This window comes from Streptomyces sp. NBC_00236 (genome assembly GCF_036195045.1).
GTDB lineage: Bacteria > Actinomycetota > Actinomycetes > Streptomycetales > Streptomycetaceae > Streptomyces.
The window spans coordinates 5,155,391-5,177,651 of sequence record NZ_CP108100.1 but is presented as its reverse complement, the minus strand read 5'-3'; the positions used below and the strand labels follow the sequence as shown (position 1 = coordinate 5,177,651).

Annotated in this window: 15 protein-coding genes; 3 read left to right on the top strand and 12 right to left on the bottom strand. The window is 72.9% G+C overall.

The annotated features are described in order from the left end of the window. Positions 1–84: 84 nt before the first annotated feature. A complete protein-coding gene (locus OG446_RS23440; RefSeq protein ID WP_136327611.1) occupies positions 85–789 on the bottom strand; it encodes a LuxR C-terminal-related transcriptional regulator in 705 nt (234 codons plus the stop codon). Further along, a complete protein-coding gene (locus OG446_RS23435) occupies positions 773–2,071 on the bottom strand; it encodes a PspC domain-containing protein (RefSeq protein WP_328895870.1) in 1,299 nt (432 codons plus the stop codon). The genes OG446_RS23440 and OG446_RS23435 overlap by 17 nt, the downstream gene beginning before the upstream one ends. Before the next feature lie 173 nt (positions 2,072–2,244). Between OG446_RS23435 and OG446_RS23430 the strand changes: the two genes are divergently transcribed. Then, on the top strand, positions 2,245–3,561 hold the full coding sequence (locus OG446_RS23430) for a PspC domain-containing protein (protein ID WP_328895869.1): 1,317 nt from the start codon (positions 2,245–2,247) through the stop codon (positions 3,559–3,561). Next, complete coding sequence (locus OG446_RS23425; RefSeq protein WP_328895868.1) at positions 3,548–3,811, top strand: hypothetical protein; 264 nt, start codon at positions 3,548–3,550, stop codon at positions 3,809–3,811. Before OG446_RS23430 ends, OG446_RS23425 begins: the two co-directional genes overlap by 14 nt. Here OG446_RS23425 and OG446_RS23420 read toward each other — a convergent pair. The 4 genes from OG446_RS23420 to guaA all read right to left on the bottom strand — a co-directional run bounded on the left by OG446_RS23420 (position 3,718) and on the right by guaA (position 8,313). Beyond that, complete coding sequence (locus tag OG446_RS23420) at positions 3,718–4,227, bottom strand: DoxX family protein (protein WP_328895867.1); 510 nt, start codon at positions 4,225–4,227, stop codon at positions 3,718–3,720. The two genes, OG446_RS23425 and OG446_RS23420, sit on opposite strands and share 94 nt — an antisense overlap. A 153-nt stretch (positions 4,228–4,380) precedes the next feature. Next, a complete protein-coding gene (locus OG446_RS23415; RefSeq protein WP_328895866.1) occupies positions 4,381–5,646 on the bottom strand; it encodes a hypothetical protein in 1,266 nt (421 codons plus the stop codon). Between the two features lie 126 nt (positions 5,647–5,772). After that, positions 5,773–6,543 (bottom strand): class II aldolase/adducin family protein, encoded by a 771-nt coding sequence (locus OG446_RS23410; protein WP_328895865.1) that lies wholly within the window; start codon positions 6,541–6,543, stop codon positions 5,773–5,775. Positions 6,544–6,726: 183 nt separating this feature from the next. Continuing rightward, entirely contained in the window at positions 6,727–8,313 is a 1,587-nt protein-coding gene (gene guaA, locus OG446_RS23405) for a glutamine-hydrolyzing GMP synthase (RefSeq protein ID WP_328895864.1), read from the bottom strand. Positions 8,314–8,645: 332 nt separating this feature from the next. Here guaA and OG446_RS23400 point away from each other — a divergent pair, with 332 nt between their 5' ends. After that, positions 8,646–8,948, top strand: a complete 303-nt coding sequence (locus OG446_RS23400; RefSeq protein ID WP_328895863.1) for a chorismate mutase — start codon at positions 8,646–8,648, stop codon at positions 8,946–8,948. A 387-nt stretch (positions 8,949–9,335) separates the two neighbouring features. On the opposite strand, the gene OG446_RS23395 is transcribed toward OG446_RS23400, so the two are convergent. The 6 genes from OG446_RS23395 to OG446_RS23370 all read right to left on the bottom strand — a co-directional run bounded on the left by OG446_RS23395 (position 9,336) and on the right by OG446_RS23370 (position 21,804). Beyond that, entirely contained in the window at positions 9,336–11,039 is a 1,704-nt protein-coding gene (locus OG446_RS23395; RefSeq protein WP_328895862.1) for a peptidase, read from the bottom strand. A 301-nt stretch (positions 11,040–11,340) separates the two neighbouring features. Next, positions 11,341–13,188 (bottom strand): GMC family oxidoreductase, encoded by a 1,848-nt coding sequence (locus OG446_RS23390; protein WP_328895861.1) that lies wholly within the window; start codon positions 13,186–13,188, stop codon positions 11,341–11,343. Positions 13,189–13,236: 48 nt separating this feature from the next. Then, entirely contained in the window at positions 13,237–14,865 is a 1,629-nt protein-coding gene (locus OG446_RS23385; protein ID WP_328895860.1) for a succinic semialdehyde dehydrogenase, read from the bottom strand. 186 nt (positions 14,866–15,051) lie between these two features. After that, positions 15,052–16,716: a serine/threonine-protein kinase gene (locus OG446_RS23380; protein ID WP_328895859.1), complete on the bottom strand. Its 1,665-nt coding sequence runs from the start codon at positions 16,714–16,716 to the stop codon at positions 15,052–15,054. 130 nt (positions 16,717–16,846) lie between these two features. Continuing rightward, the gene (locus OG446_RS23375) at positions 16,847–19,672 is read right to left on the bottom strand and encodes a protein kinase (protein WP_328895858.1); all 2,826 of its coding nucleotides are present in this window, start codon (positions 19,670–19,672) and stop codon (positions 16,847–16,849) included. A gap of 179 nt (positions 19,673–19,851) precedes the next feature. After that, on the bottom strand, positions 19,852–21,804 hold the full coding sequence (locus tag OG446_RS23370) for a serine/threonine-protein kinase (protein WP_328895857.1): 1,953 nt from the start codon (positions 21,802–21,804) through the stop codon (positions 19,852–19,854). Positions 21,805–22,261 lie beyond the last annotated feature (457 nt).

Sequence of the window (22,261 nt, the reverse complement as noted above, 5' to 3'; positions counted from 1 at the left end):
CCCGGTCGCAGATCAGGCCCCGGACCCGGTCCGGTCTCGGACCAGGCCCCGGATCCGGGCCCAGACCAGGCCCCGGGCCCGGTCTCAGACCAGTCGCCGGGCCGTCGCCCACCGCGTCAGCTCGTGCCGGTTGGAGAGCTGGAGCTTGCGCAGCACCGCCGAGACGTGCGACTCGACCGTCTTCACCGAGATGAACAGCTGCTTGGCGATCTCCTTGTACGCGTATCCGCGGGCGATCAGCCGCAGCACCTCGCGCTCGCGCTGCGTCAGCCGGTCGAGGTCCTCGTCGACCGGCGGGGCGTCCGTCGAGGCAAAGGCGTCGAGGACGAAGCCGGCCAGCCGGGGCGAGAACACCGCGTCGCCGTCCTGGACCCGGAAGACGGAGTCGACCAGGTCGGCTCCGGTGATGGTCTTGGTGACATAGCCGCGGGCACCGCCCCGGATGACGCCGATGACGTCCTCCGCGGCGTCCGAGACGGACAGCGCCAGGAAGCGCACCGGGTTCTCGACCGCGCCCATGAACGGCGCGCAGCGGCGCAGCACCTCGACGCCGCCGCCGCCCGGGAGGTGGACGTCGAGGAGGACGACCTCGGGGCGGGTCGCCGTGATGACGGTGACCGCCTGGTCGACGTCGGCGGCCTCGCCGACGACCTCGACACCGGTCTCCTCGGTGCGGCCGATCTCGGCCTGCACTCCGGTGCGGAACATCCGGTGGTCGTCGACGAGCACGACTCGTACCCGGCGCTCCGGGCCCTCGTGGCCCCCGGTCGCCTCAGTGGTCCCGTTCATCGCTCGTCCTCTCCATCTCCAGCTCGACTTCCGTGCCCCCACCGGGCACCGAACGCAGCCGTGCGGTACCGCCGTTGCGCTGCATCCGGCCGATGATTGATTCTCGTACGCCCATTCTGTCCCCCGGTACGGAATCCAGGTCGAATCCCGGACCCCGGTCGCGGACCGAGACGAAGACCGTGCGGCCCTCGACCTCCGCGTAGACCTGGACGGCGCCGCCCTCGCCACCGTACTTGGCGGCGTTCACCATCGCCTCGCGTGCGGCCTGCATCTGTGCGGTCAGCTTCTCGTCGAGCGGGCAGTCGCCGACGACGACGACCTCCAGCGGGACGCCGTGCTTGTCCTCGACCTCGGCGGCGGCGCGTTTGACGGCCTCGGCCAGGTTCTCGGGCTCGTCGTCCTCGTCCTTGCCGGTGCCTTCGGGGTTGTACAGCCAGTTGCGCAGTTCGCGTTCCTGGGCGCGGGCGAGTCTGCGGACCTCGCCGGCGTCCTCGGCGTTGCGCTGGATCAGGGTGAGGGTGTGCAGCACCGAGTCGTGGACGTGGGCGGCGACCTCGGCGCGTTCCTGGGCCCTGATGCGCATCAGGCGTTCCTCGGAGAGGTCCTGGGTCATGCGGACGAGCCAGGGGCCGGCCAGCAGGGCGATTCCGGTGAGCACGGCGATGGCCGCGGTGATGACGTTGCCCAGCTGGGCGGCGGAGCCGCGTACGACCATGAATCCGGCGAGGCCGAGGCCCACCAGGGCGACGCCGGCGAGGCCGCGGGCCAGGTGCAGGACCCGACGGCGGCTGCCCACCTCCATCCAGCGGGCGCGGCGGGCGTTGTCGGCCTGGCGCCACACCAGGACGGAGCCGGCGCCGATCAGCAGAGTGGGCCAGATGTAGCGGTCGGCCTTGCTGCCCATGTCGACGTTGCCGACGAAGACCATGGCGCCGACGAACAGTGCGATGAGGGCGAAGACCTGGCCCTTGTCGGGTTTGCGGAGTCTGCGGGTGCCGTCGGGGGCGGTCTCGAAGAGGGAGCGCGGGCCGTCCACGCCGCCGACGCCGAGCGGGACGACGATCCAGAACACCGCGTACAGGAGCGAGCCGAGGCCGTCCGCGAGGAACAGTCCGAGGAAGACGAAGCGCACCCAGGCCACCGGCAGCCCGAGGTGCCCGGCGAGGCCGCGTGCGACACCGCCGAGCAGCCGTCCGTCGGCGCTGCGGTACAGCTTGCGCTGGGGCGGCTCCTCCGGGTCGGGGGCGAGGGAGCTTGCGGCTCGGGCGGTGGCGGCTGGCATGACCCGATCGTCACACGTCCGTGCGGGTGGTGGCATCAGGGTCGGCCCCCACATCGACCCTGAGACCGGCGGAGAGCTGCGCGGGTCTCTCAGGGTTCGGCCCGGCCAATATCAGGGACCGGCCAGGGTCGGGGCGGGTGCCGGAAGGCGGCGGCGCCCGTCACCATGGAGCCATGACCGTTCCCCAGGAAGCGCCGCCGGGCGCCGCGCCGCCCCCCGGGCCCGCACCGCAGCTGTACCGCAGCTCGCGGCAGAAGGTGGTGGCCGGGGTGTGCGGCGGGCTCGGCCGGTACTGCAACGTCGATCCGGTGATCTTCCGGATCGTCCTCGGTGTGCTCTCGGTGACCGGCGGTCTCGGGCTGATCTTCTACGGCTTCGCGTGGCTGCTGATCCCGCTGGAGGGCGAGGAGGAGAACGAGGCACGCCGGCTGCTGTCGGGCCGGGTCGAGGGGTCGTCGCTGATCGCGGTGCTGTGTGCGCTGATCGGCTGCGGGCTGTTCCTGTCCATGCTGGGCAACAGCGGCACGCTGGCGTTCTCCGCGATGCTCTCGGTCGCGGTCATCGGCTTCACCGTCTGGACGCAGCACCGCAGGACGGCCGATCCGCAGGAGGGGACACGTCCGGCGGCCGACCGTGCGGTGTCGGACGCGCCGCCCGAGGTGAAGGCGCCCCCGAAGCCGTCCGGCCCGTCCTGGTGGCGTGACCCGATCGTCAAGGACGGGACCACGGGGCCGGTCGGGGCGGGCTATCTGTGGGGGCCGCCGGATGCCGTGCTCGACGGCGGGGCGCAGGGTGCGCGCCGGGCGACGGCCGACGCCCCGTTCCTCCCGCCGCAGCGGTCGCGGCAGATCCGGGGACCGCGGTCCATCGGCGGTGCCGTCTTCGTCAACGCGATGATCGCGGGCGGTCTCGGCACGGGCCTGAGCTGGGACGACCAGCCGCTCGGTACGAGTCTTCAGATCGGCCTGGCCGCCGCGCTCGCGGTCTTCGGGGCCGGGATGCTGATCAGCGCTTTTGTCGGCCGGACCGGTTTCGGCACGCTCCTGATGGCGATGATGACGGCCGGTCTGCTCGCGGGAGCGTCCACGCTGCCCAAGGACATCACCACGCACTGGGTGCGCGAGGAGTGGCGGCCGGCGTCGGTCGCCGCGGTGCAGCCGCGCTACCAACTGGGTTCCGGGCAGGCGAAGCTGGATCTCACCCGGGTCACCGTGCCCCAGGGGGACACGGTGAGGACCGAGGTGGAGGTCGGTGCGGGCCGGGTCGTCGTGCACGTACCGAGGACGGCCATCGTGAAGGTGGACGCGCGGGCCGGTCTCGGCGACGTCACCCTGCCGGGCGACCGGCGCCAGAACGATGTGGACATCCGCCCCTCGCAGAACGAGCACCGGACGCTGCCGCCGCCCGCGGGCGCCAAGCCGGCCGGCACGGTCGAGCTCGATCTGGAAGTGGGCATCGGACAGGTGGAGGTCATCCGTGCCAAGTCGTGAGTTCCGGCCCGGGCGGGGTGTCGCGGGTCTGGTGATGCTGACGCTGGCGGGCGGTTACGCGGCCGACGCGGCGGGCCTGTGGGAGGCCCCGTGGGCCTTCTTCGTCGCGGTCTTCGCGGGCGGTCTGTGGCTGGCGGCCGTGGTGACCTGGGTGGCCTACCGGATCCGTCGCCGCCGCGCCGCGAGGAAGGCGTCCGCGGAGAGCGTCGCCGCTCCGCCGAGCAGCAGCGGCAGCCAGGCCATGAGGTAGATCAGGTCGTTGCCGAGGTAGTACGGCGAGACCTGCCAGCTGACGGTCAGCCACAGGCTGAGCGAGATCAGTGCCCCGCCGAGTGCCGCGATCCGCGTCCACAGGCCCAGCAGCGTGCCGATGCCGACGGCGAGCTCGCCGAGGGCGATGGCGTATCCGAAGCCGGACGGGCTCTTCAGCGCGAGGTCCACGAGGGCCGGGATCGCGGCGGAGTCGCGGACCGCCGTCATCTGCTCGCCGATCGACCCGGGTCCGGTGGCGTGGAAGAAGGCGCTGTCGGTCAGTTTGTCGAGCGCGGCGTAGATGAAGGTGACCCCGAGGAAGACGCGCAGGGGCAGCAGGGCATGCTCCCGCGCCAGGTCCCCCAGGCTCCTGGCCTCGCCCAGACCGCGCCCGTTCGTGCCGTACCCGTGCATGGCTCTCCCGCCTTCCGCGGCCCGCCGCCGGACCGCCGGGTCCGCCAACAGAGCCGTTCGACCCTCGCCGGACCGTTCGATCCGTCACCAGACCATACGTACGCCCCGTACGCGCGGCTCACCAGGTGTCCGGCCGGGATTCCCCCGGGGCGCTCAGTCCGTCACGTCGATCGTGACCCGGTTGGACTCCGCCCCGGACGCGGTCACCACCTGCACCTCGACCACTCCGGGCTCCACCTCCACCGGCACCGGCACGGTCAGCACGGTGTCGGTCGGGTTGGCGAAGCCGCCGGTGACCGGGACCATCGGGACGTGTACGTGGACGGTGCCGATCCGCACGACCATGCGGGCCAGCCGGTCCGGGGCCCCGGCGCCCGGCGGCACGAACCCCGCGCCGCGGATCTCGATGTCGTCGCCGGTACGGATCGGCGCGTCCAGGTCGCCTGCCTCACGGGCCCGGACCACCGACAGCACCACGGGCCGGCCGCCCTCCGTGTACTTCCCGGCGAAGTAGGCCGCCGCCGAGACGGCCACCAGCAGGGCGAGCCCCCACGGCAGGTCGGGCAGCTGCTCGGGCCGGCGGGCGAGCCGGACGGCGGCGAACACCACGGCGACGGTGGACACCAGCACGTAACTCACGTCCGTGAAGGTGCCGCGCCCCGAGTCGTCGGTGAGCAGGTCCGCGGCGCGCGGCCGGTCCGCCCGCAGCTTCTGCAGCCGCCCGGACAGCACCCGTACGCTCACGACCCGCCGCACGACCACCGCGATGGCGCACACCAGGGCCAGCACGCTCACCACACCGGCGCCGCGCGCCAGGTCCAGGCCCTCGATCAGCGCGTCGCGCTGTGCGTGGCCGGAGGCGCCCGCCAGCTGGAGGGCGAGGACGAGGACGGAGAAGACGGCGAGCAGCACCCAGGACGCGGCGACCGCGCGGGAGGTGGAGAGCCGGTTGTCCTCGCCGATCAGCGGGGCGAGGAGGCCGCCGCGTGCCCGGTGGACGTGGGCGGCCGCGGTGAGCAGCCCGGCGGTCACCAGTCCGGCGATCAGCCCGGCGGTACGGGCGTGGGTCCAGCCGGCCCCGATGGCGGTGGCGGCCTCGGCGACCGCCAGTACGGCGACGGCGCCCCAGACGATGACCAGGGTGCGCTGCCACACCCGGTACAGCCAGGCGTCACCGGCTTCGCGGCCGCGTTCGGCGACGGCCTGCGCGGACTGGGTCAGCTCGTCCGAGACCCACTGCCGGGTCGCGGAGGCGGACTGGGCGACCCCGGTGGGCAGCCCCTGACCTGCGGCGAGTTCGTCGCGCTTGGCCAGGAAGGCGGCCACCGCGCGCCGGTGCCCCTGGCGTGCTCCGTGCGGGCAGTCGCCGCACGTGCAGCCACCGCCGTGCGTGCTCTGTCTCGCCTCGTCCAACGCCACGGAGAACTCCGCCCTTTCCCGCCCCGGTACAGCCGATGATCAACCCAACTCGACTGTGATTGCTGCGAATTGTGCCGTACAGGGCAGGAGGTTCCCGCATCGGGGCACACCGGACGGGCGGGTTCGTCAGAACGTTCGAGAGATCCGGGTCCACAGCGGCTGGTAGTTGATCCAGGCGACCAGGTCGCTGCCGAGCTGTTCGCGCGTGGTGACCGCGTCCCGGTGCTCGATCAGTACGGGCTTCCCGGCCGCCCGCGCGGCCAGCTGGACCTGGCAGGACCGCTCCAGCGCGAGGAACCACCAGGCTGCCGCGTCCACCGAGTCGCCCACGGTCAGCAGCCCGTGGTTGCGCAGCACGATGGCCTTGCGGGGCCCGAGCGCCGCCGCGATCCGGCGCCCCTCGTCCTCGTCCACGACGACCCCGGTGTACGCGTCGTAGAGCGCGTGGTCCTCGTAGAAGGCGCAGGACTCCTGGGTGATCGGCTCGACGAGCTCCCCCAGCGCGGCCAGCGCCCTGCCGTGCACGGAGTGGGTGTGCGCGACGGCGACGACGTCCGGGCGGGCCCGGTGGACCTGCGCGTGGACGGCGAACGCGGCCTGGTTGACGTGCCGGCTCCCCTCGACGACCTGACCCTCACCGTTGACGAGGATCAGCTCCTCGGGCCGCAGCCCGTCGAAGGGGGCGCCGAACGGGTTGACCCAGTAGCAGTCGCCGAACTCGGGGTCGCGCGCCGTGATGTGTCCGGAGACGCCGTCCTCGTACCCGTACTCACCGAACAGGCGCAGCGCCCCCGCCAGCCGTTCCTTGCGATGGGCACGCTCCTCCTCCACGGAGGCGTGCACGGGCGGCATGGCGAAGTGGAGCTGGTCCACGGGTACGGGTGTGGGCTCGGGCATGGCGACTCCCTCGGTGCTCCCGGCGTACGGGATCAGGCGTACGGGATCGGAAGTTACCGCCGGTCGCCGCAGGTGACCAGAGGCATCGGCCATCGATTGTGAAGCCGTCCGGGGCCGGGAACGCGGCGATGCCGCCACCCGTGGGAACGGACGGCGGCATCGGCGCGAGGGGTGAGGGGAGGGTCACTCCCACTCGATGGTGCCCGGGGGCTTGCTCGTGATGTCGAGGACGACGCGGTTGACGTCGGCGACCTCGTTGGTGATGCGGGTGGAGATCTTGGCGAGGGTCTCGTACGGCAGGCGCGACCAGTCCGCCGTCATGGCGTCCTCGGAGGAGACCGGGCGCAGCACGATCGGGTGACCGTAGGTGCGGCCGTCGCCCTGGACGCCGACGCTGCGGACGTCCGCGAGCAGGACCACCGGGCACTGCCAGATGTCACGGTCGAGGCCGGCCTTGGTCAGCTCCTCGCGGGCGATGGCGTCGGCGTCACGGAGCAGGTCGAGCCGCTCCTTGGTGACCTCGCCGACGATCCGGATGCCGAGGCCGGGGCCGGGGAACGGCTGGCGCTGGACGATCTCCTCCGGCAGGCCCAGCTCCTGGCCGACCATCCGGACCTCGTCCTTGAACAGCTGGCGCAGCGGCTCGACGAGCTCGAACTCGATGTCGTCGGGCAGGCCGCCCACGTTGTGGTGCGACTTGATGTTGGCGGTGCCGGTGCCGCCGCCGGACTCGACGACGTCCGGGTAGAGCGTGCCCTGGACGAGGAAGGCGACCTCGGGGCCGTCCTCCTGGAGGATCTCCAGCTGGGCCTGCTCGAACACGCGGATGAACTCGCGGCCGATGATCTTCCGCTTCTGCTCCGGGTCGGACACGCCGGCCAGTGCGTCGAGGAAGCGCTTCTCCGCGTCGACGACCTTGAGCTTCGCACCGGTCGCGGCGACGAAGTCCTTCTCGACCTGCTCGGTCTCGCCCTTGCGCATCAGACCGTGGTCGACGTACACACAGGTCAGCTGGGAGCCGATGGCCTTCTGCACGAGGGCCGCGGCGACCGCCGAGTCCACTCCGCCGGACAGGCCGCAGATGGCGCGCTTGTCGCCGACCTGCTCGCGGATGAGGGCGATCTGCTCCTCGACGACGTTGGTGGTCGTCCAGTTCGGCTCGATGCCGGCGCCGCGGTAGAGGAAGTGCTCCAGGACCTGCTGCCCGTGCGTGGAGTGCAGGACCTCCGGGTGGTACTGGACTCCGTAGAGCTTCTTCTCGTCGTTCTCGAAGGCGGCGACCGGGACGACGTCCGTGGACGCGGTGACGGTGAAGCCCTCGGGGGCGGCGGAGCAGGCGTCGCCGTGCGACATCCACACCGACTGCTCGGCCGGCGTGCCCTCGAAGAGGGTGGAGCCGGACTTGGAGACGGAGAGCGCGGTACGGCCGTACTCGCGGGCACCGTTGTCGTCGACGGTGCCGCCGAGCGTGGTGGCCATCAGCTGGAAGCCGTAGCACATGCCGAAGACGGGGACCCCGGCCTCGAACAGCGCCCGGTCGAGCGAGGGCGCGCCCTCGGCGTACACGGAGGAGGGTCCGCCGGACAGGATGATCGCCCGGGGGTTCTTGGCCAGCATCTCGGCCACCGGCATCGTGGACGGCACGATCTCGCTGTAGACCCGGGCCTCACGGACCCGTCGGGCGATGAGCTGGGCGTACTGCGCGCCGAAGTCGACAACGAGGACCACGTCGGTGGTGGTGTCGGGGGCGGCGGGGGGTGCTGCTGGCACGGGGCGGCCTTCCGGCGGTGGAGAGGGGGTCGGTTCTTCCGATTCTACCGGCGGCCGGGGGCGCACCTCGTCGCGCCGGGAGAGCCCCGGCCGTCTCACCATCCGGGCCGGGCGTTGGGCCGGGCCCGGCGGTGGGTCCATACTGGGCCCATGCGTCAGCACACGACCTTCGTCTTTACCTATGGCACCCGGCCCGCCGGCTGCCATGGTCGTGCTGCTTGAGCAACTGACAAGCAACGTTCCAGGCGCCCCGGGCCGACAGGCCCGGGGCGTTCTGGCGTTCCGGGCCGGTTCGGCCCCGGGGAGCCTCACACACCCCAGGGAGACCAGCCGTGAGCAGCACCACCACCGCCCGGACCGCCGCCGACGTGACGGGCGCGCACACCGACGAGGCCGCGTCCCTGATCGCGGACGCCCGGACCCGCATCGACGCCCTCGACGACCGGATCATCGGCCTCGTCCAGGAACGGATGGCCGTCTCCACCGTCATCCAGGAGGCCCGGATCACCTCCGGGGGCCGCCGGGTCAACCTCTCCCGCGAGATGGAGATCCTCGGCCAGTACCGGGAGGCGCTGGGCAAGCCGGGCACGTCCCTCGCGATGACGCTGCTGGAGCTGTGCCGCGGCCGCGTGTGACCCGCCGCAGGTCGGGCGCCCCAAGGGCCGGGAAGGCTGTAGGGGCGTATCCCAGTTCGGGCGGAGTCTCACCCGTACGGCGCGTGACCGGGCACCGCGCGGCTTCGTTGGTCCCGGTGTCCGTGCCAGCCAGGGGCGGCTTCGGTAAGAAACCACGCGTGGCTCCGCCGGGGCGTGTGGCGTACTGCATGTACGCCGTGGGACCGCGCACCGGCGTGCGTGACCGGTCGGCAGGGGACAGCAGCCCGGTCACCTCAGGAAACGGCAGGCTTCGGGGACGCTCGAAGCCTGCCGGGTCCAAGGGCCCGTGAACCGGTCTTCCGGTCCACGGGCCCTTGTGCGTCACCGATCAGCTCATCCGGCCGACAGCCCCCTGTGCGTTACCGGTCAGCTCTTTCGGTCCACGCGACTGCGCCCGGCCGCCAGGTACAGCGCACCGCCCGCCAGCAGCGCGGCCGCCGCCGCGGCCCCGGCCGTCGCGGCGCCGGTTCCGGTGGCGGCGAGACGGCCTCCGGTGGCGGTTCCCGAACCGGTCGCGGCGGTGGTGCCCGTGGCGCCGGCCGACGCGGGGACCGCCGGTGCGGAGGCGTCGTGCGTCGGACCGCCGCTGCCCGACGAGCCCGAGGCGGACCCGCCCGCGGTGGCGCCGGAGCCCTCCGCCTCCTCCGCGTTCAGCACGAGGGCCGCGGTGTTGTTGCCCCGGTCGGGGTCGAACGGCAGCCGCGGGTCCCGCGACCGCGTGCCGCGCACCTCGACCGTCCCGGAGGCCCCGGTGACGGCCTCGGTGACCTTCAGGTCGAAGTGCAGCGCGGAGCCGCCGTCCTCGCGGACGGCCATCGACGTGTCGCACACATAGCGCGGCGCGCCGGCCTGCTGCTCGCGGTACTGCCCGTCGGCCGTCACGCCCCGGCAGGTGCCGGGCCACGCACTGACCGAGGCGCCCTCGGGAACGGTGAAGTCGACCGTGGCGACCGGCTCGGCGGAACGGAGGTTGCCGATCCAGGCCGGCCCCTCGTTACGGAAGCCGATGTCGGCCCCGACGGTGCTGCCCGGCAGGCCGGACACCGTGTCCCCGTACGCGGCGAAGTCGGCGGTGTTCGCGGTGCTGAAGTCGGCCTCCTGCTGGTTGTCGCCCGGATCCAGGTCGCTGGAGCGGACGGCCGGGGCCTCCCGGAGCGCGAGGACGTCGCCCCTGGCCCCCGGGGCTGCCCGCCCGGCGCCGCGCACCGCCGGGCCGGCCTCGTTGATCCGGTAGACCAGGGTGTCCCGGTAGGCGCGCTGCGTGGCCCTGAGCGTCAGGGGTTCGGCCAGTTCGTAGACGGCGCCCGCCTCGTAGCTGCCCTCGACGGAGCACGAGGCGGTGGTCCACACGGGGACGCCCTGTCCGGCGTCGTCCTCGCTGTACACGCAGTTCGCGTACCGCTCCGTGAACTCGATGCCACGGGTGTACATGAGGGTGAGCACGACGCCCTCGGCCGCGCGGGTGCCGTGGTTGGCGAAGGCGAGCGGGAAGGACTGGGTCCCGCCGGGCTCGAACTCCTGCGACAGCGGGGCCCGCTCCATCACCAGGTCGGGGCCGCCGATCACGATCCGGGTGGTGAACGGGGTGAAGGCCGCGCCGTCCGCCGTGCCGGTCACCCGGATCGTGCCGGAGTCCCCGTCCCGGCTGCCCGCCGCGGCGCCGACACGGAGTCCGGGCAGCGGATTCGTTCCGGGCGCGAGCCCCGTGTCGTGGCAGACACCCGTCGTTCCGGTGATCTCGCAGTCCGCGCCGCCCTCCGTGCCGAACTCGGCGTCGGCTACGCCCGCGATCCCGCTCAGGTCGAAGGTCACCGTGTACGCGCCGTCGAAGCGGCCGCCCTCCTCGTCCCGGGACGGGTTGTCGACGGTGATCGCGACGGAGGTCCGCTGCGGGCCGCCGCTCGCCGGGTACGGGTGCAGCGCGGTCTCGGCCGGGCCGCCGAAGCCCATGACCGGACCGGCGGCACGGGCCGGGGCGCTCAGGGCGAGCGCCCCGGCGGCCAGCAGGCCGACGGCGGCGAGAGTGCCCGCGACGCGGCGCAGAGTGGCTCTCGGAGTCGTGCTTCTCATCGCGGGACCTTCTGGGGGGGTCGGTGGGAACTGTGCGGCTGCCGGGGGCAGCGATACGAGTTCGACACCGGGCCCGTACGAAGAGTTGCGCAGGTCCAGGTCACGGATTGAGCACGTCGGGATGCGAGCGCCGGGAGGGGACGTGATCGGCGTCACATAAGGATTATGTGAGTCCGGGGACAACCATCGGGGCGCCTTGCAGGTCATGCATGCGGAACCACCGGTCACATCCGTAACGCGGCTTCACCGGTAGAGCGTGAGGGGCTGCACTCGGAGGGGGGTGCAGCCCCTTCTGCTGTCCCTACTCCGCTTTCGTGGCTTCCGTCTTCGTGGCCTTCGGCGGCACCGCCGGCATTCCCAGGAACGGCAGCCGCAGCGCGCCGAACGCCTCCTTCGGGACGGCAGGCGCCTGCGGCTCGACCGCCGCCAGCCGCTCGTACTCCAGGCCCTGTGCCGGGCGGGGGTCCTGCTCGCCCTTGTTGGGCCAGAAGGACATGGCCCGCTCCGCCTGCGCGGTGATCGTCAGCGACGGGTTGACGCCGAGGTTGGCGGAGACCGCGGAACCGTCGACGACCGAGATGCCCGGGTGGCCGAACAGCCGGTGGTACGGGTCGATGACCCCCTCCTCGGAAGTCGCGCCGATCGGGCAGCCGCCGAGGAAGTGCGCGGTGAGCGGGGTGCCCATGAGCTCACCGATGTTGGAGCCCGGGAAGCCGTTGATCTCCTCGGCGAGCAGGGACGCGCTCTGCGTCGCCTCGGCGATCTGCGTCGGGTTGGGCGCTCCATGGCCCTGGCGGGCGGTGAGCAGCCCCTTCCCGATGCCCCGGGGCTTGCGGTACGCGGTCAGGGAGTTGTCCAGCGACTGCATGACGAGCCCGATGATGGTCCGCTCCGACCAGCGCCGGTTGGAGAGCGAACGCAGGGCGAGCGTCGGGTGCTTGGCCATGTTGCCGATCCAGCCGAGCACCCGGTGGGTGCTGTACGGGACCTGGAGGATGGTCATCCCGCCCATCGCGTTGGACCCCTTGCCGTAGCGGACCGGTTCGATGTGGGTGTTCTCGTCGGGGTGGATCGACGAGGTGATGGCGACGCCCCTGGTGAAGTCGGCCTTGGTGCCGTGCTTCCGGCGGTAGCGGCGGTCGGAGGTCTGCGCGCCGACGAGCCCTTCGGAGTTGGTCCGGGTCAGCTCGCCGAGCCGGTCCGAGAGCCGGGGCAGCAGCCCCCGGTCCTTCATGGTGTGCAGCAGGGTCTGGGTGCCGTACGTACCCGCCGCCACGACCACCCTGCGGGCGCGCAGCAGGGTGGGCTTGGCCTTCTTCCGCCGGTCGGTCGGCACGGTGGAGACCCGGTAGCCGCCCTCCGGGTCGTCCGTGACCGCGACGACGGACGTCATCGGGTGGATGACCGCTCCGGCCTTCTCGGCGAGGTGGAGGTAGTTCTCGTTGAGGGTGTTCTTCGCGCCGTGCCGGCAGCCGGTCATGCATTCGCCGCATTCGGTGCAGGCCTTGCGGGCCGGGCCCGCGCCGCCGAAGTACGGGTCGGCGACGGTGCCGCCGGGCTTCGCCCTCGCCGTGCCGTCGGCGTCCTTGCCGTCGCCGAAGAAGACGCCGACCGGGGCGAGATGGAAGGTGTCGCCGACGCCCATGACCTCGGCGGTCGCCTTCAGATGGACGTCCGACGGCGTCATCGTCGGGTTGAGCCTGACCCCGAGCATCCGCTTGGCCTGCTCGTAGTACGGCGTGAGCTCGTCCTGCCAGTCGGTGATGTGTGCCCACTGCCGGTCCTCGAAGAACGGCGCCGGGGGCACGTACAGCGTGTTGGCGTAGTTCAGCGAGCCGCCGCCGACGCCCGCACCGGCCAGCACCATGACCTTGCCGAGCAGATGCACGCGCTGGATGCCGAAGAGGCCCAGCGCGGGGGCCCAGAGGTAGTTCTTCAGGTCCCAGGAGTTCTTGGGCAGCGTGCCGGGCGTGAAGCGGCGGCCCGCCTCCAGGACGCCGACGCGGTATCCCTTCTCGGTCAGCCGCAGCGCCGAGACCGCGCCGCCGAAGCCCGAACCGACGATCAGGACGTCGTAGTCGTACGCGGTGTCGTCATCGGCCGAGCCGGCCGGTCCGGCCTGATTCTGGGCAGGGCTGTCCTGGGACATGGCTCTCCTCGGTACGAAAAGGACAGGAATGCTGCGGTGGTGCGGGGATCAGCGCAGGCGGAAGGCCTTCATGGCCTTGAGGCTGCGGCTCATGAACGCCGCGTACTTCGCGTCGTCCATCCCGAAGGACGGGGCGAGCGGGATCAGGCGCTGCTGGGCGACGGTCTGGGCCTCGGTGTACTTGAGGATGCCCTCGGAGCCGTGGCGGCGGCCGAGGCCGGAGTCCTTCATGCCGCCCATCGGGGACTGCACGCTGCCGTACGCGGGGGCGTAGCCCTCGTTGATGTTGACCGTGCCGGTCCGCAGCCGGGCGGCGACCCGGTGGCCGCGCTTGCCGTCCTTGGTCCAGACGCTGGAGTTCAGGCCGTACGGGGTGGCGTTGGCCAGCGCGATGACCTCGTCCTCGTCGCTGAACCGGTAGATGGAGACGACCGGGCCGAAGGTCTCCTCGTTGCAGACGGCCATCGGGGCCTCGACGCCGTCGAGGATGGTCGGCTCGTAGAACAGCGGGCCGATGTCGGGGCGGGCGACGCCGCCCGCGACGAGCGTGGCGCCCTTCTCGACGGCCTCCGCGACGTGCCGGCTGACGGTCTCCAGCTGGCGCTCGCCGACGAGCGAGCCCATGTCGGCGCCGTACGCGAGGGAGGTGCCGAGCCGCATCGCCTTCGTACGGGCGGCGAACCGGGCCACGAAGTCGTCGGCGACGGACTCGTGGACGTACAGCCGCTCGATGGAGATGCAGAGCTGGCCGGCGGAGGAGAAGCAGGCGCGGACGGCGCCGGCGGCGGCCTTCTCCACGTCGGCGTCCTCCAGGACCAGCATCGCGTTCTTGCCGCCGAGCTCCAGCGAGACGCCGACGAGCCGGGCCGCGGCGCCCTGGGCGACCTCGCGGCCGGTGCGGGTGGAGCCGGTGAACGAGACGTAGTCGGCGTGCTTGACGACCTCGGGGCCGACGACGGGTCCGTCACCGAGGACGACCTGGAACACCTCGGCCGGAAGACCGGCCTCGATGAGGAGGTCACGGGCCCACAGCGCGGTCAGCGCGGTCTCCGTGTCGGGCTTCATCACCACGGCGTTGCCGGAGACGAACGCGGGCAGCGCGTCGCCGACGGACAGCTCCAGGGGGTAGTTCCACGGCGCGATCTGGCCGATGACACCGCGCGGCTGGCGCAGCTCGGTGACCTTGGTGAGGGTCGGTACGACCCCGGTGTGCCGCTTCGGCTTCAGGTAGGCGCTCGCCCTGCGGCCGTAGTGGCGGGCGGCGACGGAGACGGCCAGCACCTCTTCGTGGGCGTGCAGCCGGGCCTTGCCGGTCTCCAGCTGGATGAGGTCGAGGACCTCGGACTGGCGTTCCAGGACGAGGTCGTGGAAGCGCAGCAGCACGGCGGCCCTGGCGCGGACGGACAGCGCGGCCCAGGCGGGCTGGGCGGCGCGGGCGCGGTCGAAGGCGTCCGCCACGTCCTCGGGGGTGGACTCGGGCAGGTCGGCCAGCTTCTCGCCGGTGAAGGGCGTGTGGTTGGCCGTACGGCCGGAGCCGGCGACGCCGCGGGTCAGCTGGGCGATCACCTCGGGCGTCACGACGTCGGCGGCCGTGCGCACGCCCGCGGGCGCGGCGGCCACCGGGTTGGTGCCGGCAACCGCGGCGGTGGTGGGCGTGGAGGCCTGCGAGTCCGTCATGAGGGCGAGAGTACGTCCAGCCGGAGCCTTTGGGTACCCGTGGGTAACAGCTTTTCACACTCCCCACAACAGCCCTCGACGGCCCCCCGTCAACCGAGCCAGTGATCACTGGCTGAATAACCGCTGATCAGGCGGTATCTCCCCCGGTGTCCTCGACCGGGGAGGTGCCGCCGGAGTCCTTCGGGGTCAGCTGGAATCAGTCGGCGCGCGCCAGCTGCGCAGCATCGTGTTGAACCGGTCCCGGGTGATGTCCCAGTCCTCCTCGGGCCCCGTCATGTACAGCGCGTACTCCGGGCCGCCCTCCTTCGCGTAGTACATCTGGTCGATGGCATGGCGCGGCTCGCCGGGCTTCTCGTTCCAGGTGAACTCCCAGATGGCCCCGACGTTGTCCCGGTAGACGTTGGAGTTCATCTCCAGGCTGCGGTAGTCCGGCAGCCGCTCGCGGAGTCTCGTCTCCAGGTCCTGCATGTGCGTGTACGGGTGGTCGAAGTCGGGTGCCGGGTCCGCGCTGAAGCGGAAGTAGTGCACACCGTCGTCCGGGGTGTAGTCGATGTTGGTGCCGTTCACCTGGCGCTCCCAGCCCACCGGCATGAGGATGCTGAACCCGGCCGGGTCCTCCACGCGCCGCCAGCCGTCCGGCACGCCCCCCTTCGTCGGGTCCGGCTTCGGCGTGGGGGTGGGGCTGGTGGTGACCGGCCCCGGCGACCGGGTGCCGTGCGACGCCGTGCCGCCGGTCCCGGACTCCGCGTCCGTTCGGTTGGCGTACATCAACGCGGCGACGCCCGCTCCGCCGCCCACCAGGGCCGCCAGCGCGATGACCACGACCGTGGTGCGCCAGCGCCTGCGCCGGGTCACGGGTGCGGTGCCGGGGGCGGCCGGGACGGGTCCGGGGTAGGGCAGCCGGGCCGTACCGCCGCCCGGTATCCCGCCGCCGGAGGCCGTGTCGGGCCCCATCGCGTGCAGGACCTCCTCGGGGACCCGCTGGGTGGGGACGTACGCCTGGGCCGCCCGGGGCTCGCGCCCCTCCATGGCCTCCAGCAGCATGCGTTCGGCCTCGGCGGCCGAGGGCCGGTCCTCGGGTTCCTTGCGGAGCAGCGCGGTGATGACGTGGGCCAGTGCCCCGGCCCGTTCGGGAACCGGCGGTTCCTCGGTGACGACGGCCTGCATCGTGGAGATCGGTGAGGTGCGGCGGAACGGCGAGCGTCCCTCCACCGCGGTGTACAGCGTGGCGCCCAGCGACCACAGGTCGGACGCGGGGCCGGGATCGCCGCCGCGGACCCGCTCGGGCGCCAGGTAGTCGATGGAGCCGACCAGTTCACCGGTCCTGGTGATGGTCGAGTCGCCCTCTATCGCCGCGATCCCGAAGTCGGTGAGCAGCACCCGTCCGTCGCGGGCGAGCAGGACGTTGCCCGGCTTCACATCACGGTGCAGCACCCCGGCACCGTGTGCGGCGCGCAGGGCGCCCAGCACGTGGAGCCCGATCCTGGCCGCCTCGCGGGGCTCGACCTCGCCGGATTCCTTGGCCTGGTCGGCGAGTGACGGTCCGTCGACGTACTGCATGACGATCCACGGCCGGTTGTCGTACTCGATCACGTCGTGGACGGTGACCACGCCGGGATGCGTGATGCGGGCCGCGGCGCGGGCCTCCTTCTGGGTACGCGCGTGCAGCACGACCCGGTCCGCCTCGGCCACGTACAGCCCGGCGGTCAGCTCCTTGACGGCGACGGTGCGGTGCAGCACCTCGTCGTGGGCGCGCCAGACCTTGCCCATGCCGCCGCGTCCCAGGACCTCCCCGAGCCGGTACCTCCCGGCCAGCAGCAGTCCCGCTTCCGTGCCCTGCGATCGTTCCACGTGTCCCCGCCCCGTTCCTCGGATGCCAGGTTACGGAGGGGAAGTACGGCCACGGAACCTCGCACCGCTCACGAGATCGCACTGTGATGCATGTCGCCCCCGGGCCCGCGCTCCGTCGGACCGTTTCCGGTCACTGTGTCACGCGGTAGGAGGCGCTGGCCTGTTGGTAGATGTCGCTCACCTTGTCGCGCTGGCTCTCCGGGCCCATGACCTGGAGGATGTGGTACTTGCCCTTGACGACGATCACCAGGTTGCGGACGTACACCTCGCGGCCGTCGGCCTCCTGCCAGGTGAACTGCCCCTCGGCCATGGCCTGCTGTCCGACGTCGATCCGGCGCAGCCCGCTCGCCGACGCCCAGCTGGAGTCGCGGAACTGCTTCAGCTCCGGCTCCTTGTTCCGCTGGTAGTCGAGCGGATCCGCGCCGTTCGTCTTCACGGTGTCGCGCCCCGGGACGACGAGGAGGCTGAATCCGTCGCTCCCGTAACGGATCTGACGGTCCGCGTTGGCGGGGCTGCGCTGCCAGCCCTCGGGCGCCCCGACCTCGAAGCCCTCGGGGTCCTTGCGCAGCGTGTAGCCGGGTGCGAGCGCGACGGCGGAGCGGCTGGTCTGCGGCTGCTGCGCGCCCGAGGACGCCGGGGCGGACGGGTCCCCGGTGTCCTGGCCGCCCGGCTCGGGTGATCCGGACTCCGTACGGGAGGGGGCGGCGCCCGCTCCGGACTCCGTACCGGACTTGGGCATGAACATCACCGCGTACGCGACCGCCGCGGCCAGGAGCAACAGGATCAGGACGAGCAGCAGTCGGCCGAGCCTGCGCGGTGCGCGTGCGCCGCCCTGCTGCGGGCGGGGCGGGGTGCGGAGCGCCTTGGGACCCTTGGGCTCGCGGGGCGGCCTGGGGTTTCTGGGCTCGCGCGGCTGGAGCGGGGCCCGCTCCGCGGGCTCCGGCCGTTCGCCGGTGTGGCGGTGCCGGCCGTGCGCCGAACCGCCCCGGCGGCCGCGGCGCTTGCGGACGAGTTCGCCGCGGCGGCGTACGACGGGCAGCCGGGTGGCGTCCGGGGAGGGCAGCGTCACGACGTCGACACCGGCCTCCGGCTCGGGCGCCGACCGCACGAGGGAGCGCAGCCAGCCGCGCAGTTCCTCGAAGTCCGGGCGTTCGGTGGGGTCCTGGCGCAGCAGCGACTCGACGACGGGACGCAGCGGGCCGCACTCCTCGGCGAAGGCGGGCGGTTCGCCGCAGACCATCTGGACGAGTTCGGCGGCGTTCTCCTCCGGGTACGGGGCATGGCCCTGCACGGCGCGGTAGAGCAGCGCGCCCAGCGCCCAGAGGTCGGTGGAGGGGCCGATGGGCGGTGCCAGCTGCCAGTTCTCGTGGACGGGCCCGGCCTGCTCGGGCGCCCAGCGCTCGGTGACCGCGCCGACGACGGCGATCCGGGCCTGCCGGGCGCGCTCGGCGGCGAGGGTGGTCGCGGGGCCGCGGTACGCGGAGGTGTCACGGCTGCCGGCGACGATCTCGTCCCAGCGGCCCGGGGCGGTCTCCCGGGCGGCCTCGGGGGCGGTCTCCCGGGTGGTGGCCGGCAGCTGCGGGCGGACGGCCGGGGTGGTTCCCTGACGCCGGGAGTCGGCGCGCAGGGCGTCCTCGTTGGAGCCTCCGGCGGGCACGGGGCGGCCGCGGCCGGGGCCGTCGTCCCAGGAGCCGGTCAGATGGAGCCGCCGGGGCGGCGGGCCGTCGTCGCCCTCGTCGTCGTACGGGTCCTCGTCGTCGTACAGGTCCTCGTCGTACGCGTCCGGGGCGCCCGGCCGGCCGAGGGGCTGCAGCGGGTGGGCGGGCCGCTGGACCGGAAGGGTGCCGGTGTCCTGGGCGTCGTCCCGACCGGCCCGGCGCTCCTCCTCGCCGATGCGGGCGGCGGCGCGGGCGCCCGCGCGGTACGCGGCGATGGCCCCCGCCCGGGCGGCCCGCGCCTGCGCGCTGCCGGCCTCGGCGGCGGGAACGGGCACGGTGGCGGGCGGTACGGGCGGCGACGGCCGGGGCACGGACTCCAGCTCGCCGGCTCCGTAGGGCTGCGCGGGACCGTCCCCGGCCCCGGCCTCAATGGCCGCGGGCCCACGGGAGGCGGGTACGTCGGGGCGGTCGTGCGGGTCGTCGCGCTCGGGCTCGACGGCGGACGGGCGGTACGGGTCGTATCCGCCCGGTCCGGCCCCCGGCAGTCCGTGGGGATCAGCGTCCCCCGGCAGTCCGTACGGATCGGCGCCCGCCGGCAGTGCGTACGGATCGGCGTCCCCCGCCTCGACCGCGGGCGGGGCGTACGGGCCCGTGGGCCCCGACTCGACCGCGGGACCGCCGTAGCCGTCCTCATCGTCGTCGTCGGCGCGCGGCACCGGCACGTAGCCGCAGAGCGCCTCCTCGGCCGCCCCGGCCGCCAGGCCGGTCAGCACGACGCGTCCGTCGTCGCAGATGAGCACCGTGCGCACGGTGATGTTGCGGTGGGTCCAGCCGTGCGCGTGCAGGACGCGCAGCGCGGTGAGGACGTCGGAGCCGATCTCGGCGGCCCGGTACGGATTGAGCGGGCGCTCCGCGAGCAGCGCCGCCAGTGGCCTGGCCGCGACCAGTTCGCTCACGATCCAGAGCGAACCCGCCTCGGCGAACACGTCGAAGACCTGGTCCAGGCGCGGATGGTCGGGCACCTGGGCCGCAGCCTGGGCGGCCTCGATGGCCCGCCGCACCGCGGGATCGGTGGACCGCCGCACGGTGCGCCCGGCGGCCCGTCGCGCCGCCGTGGGCTGCCCGTCCGCGTCGAGCACCTCGGCGTCCACGACCTCCGGCAACGGCACCTGACGGACCAGTACCTCCTGGCCGCTGTAGGTGTCGAACGCCCGGGTCTCGACCAGTTCGTACTCGTCGGACGGAGGCAGCGGAAGGCGGTAGCGGTCGGCAAGTACCCGACCCGCATAGTCGTCCACGACGCCTCCCCAGAGCGCGCTGTCCCCCGGTCACGTAGACCGCACGAAACCGTCAATTGCGGTCACTTACTGTGCAATTGACTTGTGGTTTCGGCTGCGCACGGTCTTCGAGCTCTCACAATACGTGGCACGAGGCCGCCGCGCGGCAGGGTCGGCCCAACCCGGCCGTGCGGCTTCCTTCAGTCGAGCGGCTCGAAGGTGTCGAACGCCGTCTTGCGCAGCGTCCGGCACTCCGCGCCGTCCCACTCGTCGGCCTTGCAGCTGATCATGATCGCGTACCCGTGGCCCCCGTCGACCTTGAAGCCCCGGTTGATCACGCGTACCCGCTGGCCCTGCTGCGTACGCTCGAACTGCCAGTCGGCGACGGTCGGGTAGCCCTTGTACTGGACCTCGTTTATGCCGAGGTGGTGGTAGCCGTTGCTGGTGGCCGCGACGGCGGCCCTGGCTGCCCGCCAGGCCGCGGCGGCGTCGCCGCCGGGCGAGTCGGTGTAGTCGACCTGGATACGGGGGAAGCCGCCGCTGACGTTGTATATGGCGCCGGAGTTGGCGCCCGCCGTCTTGTCGAAACGGAAGCCCTCGGGCATCACCATGGAGAAGTGGAACTTCTTGTTCTCCACCGTCTTGTAGCCGGTGGGCACGGCGTCGTCCTGCTTGTCGCCCGGTGAGTCGTCCGACCCCTTGCCCGAGCCGTCGCTCTCGCCCTGGCCGCCGTCCGTGCCCTTCTCGTCCTTGCCCTGCTCCTTGCCGCCGCCCTGCTCGGTGTCGGCGGACGATCCGGAGCCGCTGGAGCCGCTGCCCGCGGAGGACCCGGCCGAGGCGGACGTGCCGTCCTTGGCCTTGCCCGCGTTGCCGGAGCCCTCGTCGTCCCCGCCGAGCGTGAGCGCGAGGACCGTGCCGAGGACGGCGAGCGCGATGACGGCGGCGATGATCGCCAGCGTGCGGCGCGGCACCACGTCCGTCAGGGACGCGCGGGGCGGGGTGACCGGCGAGGTGGCAGGCCGCGGCGGCGGTACGGCCCCCGAAGGGGAGACCGTCGCCGTCGCGGGAGTGGTGGCGGGCCGGGGCGGAACGGAGGCCACGGCACCGGCGCCCGCCGCTGCGGCGGGTACCGCCTTCGCGTTCCGCGCGGAGCGCAGCGCGCCGCGCAGCCGGTCCCTGGCGCCCTCACCCGGCTCACCGGACTTCTGCGCCGCCCTGGACGGGGCGTCGGCCACGTTCTTGGGGAGCGCCATCACCTGGGTGGCGTCGGCCGGCGGCGGAACCGGAACCTCCGGCTGCTCCGGGGCATCGATCACGTCGTTGAGCAGGGCACGCGCACCGGCGTCGTCGAGCCGCTGCTCGGGGTCCCGGGCGAGCAGCCCGTAGATGACCTCCTCCAGCGGGCCCGCGTTCTTCGGCGGGTCGAGCGGCTCGGTCATCACGGCGGTCAGGGTCGCGATCGCGGACCCCTTGTCGTACGGCGGGCAGCCCTCGACGCTCGCGTACAGCAGTCCGCCGAGCGACCACAGGTCTGCGGGCGGGCCGGGCTTGTGGCCGCGGGCCCGCTCCGGCGAGATGTACGAGGGGGCACCGACGAGCATGCCGGTGGAGGTGACCGACGGGTCGCCCTCGACCTGGGCGATGCCGAAGTCGGTCAGCACGACCCGGCCGTCCTCGGCGATCAGCACGTTGGACGGCTTCACGTCGCGGTGCAGAATGCCCTCGCGGTGCGCCGAGCGCAGCACGTCGAGGATGGCCAGGCCGACCTCGGCCGCGCGCTTCGGCGTCAGGACGCCGTCCTCGCGGACCGCCTCGGCCAGCGACTTGCCCTCGATGAGTTCCATGACGATCCACGGCCGGTCGTCCTCGTCGACCACGTCGTAGACGGTGACCGCGCCGTTGTTGCGGATCCGGGCAATCGCCTTCGCCTCGCGCAGTGTGCGCGTGATGAGCCGCCGCTTCTCGTCGTCGTCGATGGCCGACGGGAACCGCAGTTCCTTGACCGCGACCGTGCGGCCCAGCGTCTCGTCGACGGCGCGCCAGACCGTGCCCATTCCACCCCGGCCGAGCACCTCTCCGAGCCGGTACCGCCCCGCGAGAAGACGTCCGTCCTTGTCCCGTTGGGGCTCCCGTGCCTGCTCCGCCTCCGACATGCGTCCCCTCTGCGATCAACCCGCCCTGGCAGAGCGTTCATTGTCCCTCACCCCGGGACCGGTCCTGGTGCCGGGTCCGGGGACCGTCATAAGTGGCCGACGGAAGGGATTTCCGGCCGGGCCCGTACCCGCGGCGCTGCCCCGCCACGACCGCGGCCCCCTGCCCTGCTCCGCCTCTGCTCCGCCCAGCGAACCACATCCCGCCGCAGGCACCCTCCTGCCTACCACGGCCCGTCGTCCGGAGCGACGCTCCGAACCACCGTATTCCCGGGCCGGAGTGACGCACCGCCCCCAGGCGCGCGCTCCCTGCCCCGCCGCCCCTCACGGCCCGCCGCCCCACACGAACCCGCGCTGCGCACGCCGGAGTTCCCCCGCGCGCTCGCGCCGCCGCCCCGTCCGGCGGAGAACGGCCGGTGGGCGGGGCGCTGGGGCAGGCCGTCGGGCAGGCCGGCGGACC

Bases quoted from the DNA above. Each gene is read 5' to 3' on its own strand.
- OG446_RS23395 (WP_328895862.1), bottom strand. From the start codon at position 11,039: ATGAGAAGCACGACTCCGAGAGCCACTCTGCGCCGCGTCGCGGGCACT.
- OG446_RS23370 (WP_328895857.1), bottom strand. From the start codon at position 21,804: ATGTCGGAGGCGGAGCAGGCACGGGAGCCCCAACGGGACAAGGACGGA.
- OG446_RS23440 (WP_136327611.1), bottom strand. From the start codon at position 789: ATGAACGGGACCACTGAGGCGACCGGGGGCCACGAGGGCCCGGAGCGC.
- OG446_RS23410 (WP_328895865.1), bottom strand. From the start codon at position 6,543: ATGCCCGAGCCCACACCCGTACCCGTGGACCAGCTCCACTTCGCCATG.
- OG446_RS23435 (WP_328895870.1), bottom strand. From the start codon at position 2,071: ATGCCAGCCGCCACCGCCCGAGCCGCAAGCTCCCTCGCCCCCGACCCG.
- OG446_RS23390 (WP_328895861.1), bottom strand. From the start codon at position 13,188: ATGTCCCAGGACAGCCCTGCCCAGAATCAGGCCGGACCGGCCGGCTCG.
- OG446_RS23430 (WP_328895869.1), top strand. From the start codon at position 2,245: ATGACCGTTCCCCAGGAAGCGCCGCCGGGCGCCGCGCCGCCCCCCGGG.
- OG446_RS23385 (WP_328895860.1), bottom strand. From the start codon at position 14,865: ATGACGGACTCGCAGGCCTCCACGCCCACCACCGCCGCGGTTGCCGGC.
- OG446_RS23420 (WP_328895867.1), bottom strand. From the start codon at position 4,227: ATGCACGGGTACGGCACGAACGGGCGCGGTCTGGGCGAGGCCAGGAGC.